General features: G+C 40.3%; 1 protein-coding gene. It reads right to left on the minus strand.

Annotation, left to right across the window (positions count from 1 at the left end):
* Window positions 1–445, minus strand: a 445-nt coding sequence (locus BABA_RS02495) for an HAD-IC family P-type ATPase (protein WP_007083545.1), incomplete at its 3' end; no start/stop codon positions are given.
* Window positions 446–529 lie beyond the last annotated feature (84 nt).

Genomic DNA, 529 nt, shown 5'->3' on the forward strand with positions numbered 1-529 from the left:
TCCCAATATCGGCAAGGGCAAGCGACGGACTATCATTAATTCCATCACCAATAAAAGCAAGCTTATGTCCTGACGATTTAAATTCACTGACAATTCTTGCTTTATCTTCTGGCAGCAGATTCGCATGAACTTCATCAATTCCCAATTCCTTTGCAACATTTCTGGCAGTCACTTCATTATCGCCGGTCAACATCACCATTTTCTTCATTCCATTACGCCTTAGGGCTGTCAGCGCTTTTTTAACTTCTGGACGGATTTCGTCAGCAATTCCGTAGATTAATTTGAGCTGACCAGCTTTTGCAACAAGCACGATCGACATCCCTTTTTCTTCTACTTCTCTCAAACTTTGTGTTTGAGAATCTGTCAGTAAAATTTTATGGGCTGTCAGTAATTTTTCATTTCCAATCAATAGGTCATCAGCAATAATTCCCTGACCTTTAATCACATCAAGCTCTTCAATTTTTCCCTTTGTAGCACCACTCCCAATAAACCTGACAATCGCAGTCGCTGTCTAAATTCTTGACGTTGA

The sequence above is a fragment of the Neobacillus bataviensis LMG 21833 genome (genome assembly GCF_000307875.1).
Taxonomy (GTDB): Bacteria; Bacillota; Bacilli; order Bacillales; family Cytobacillaceae; genus Neobacillus; species Neobacillus bataviensis.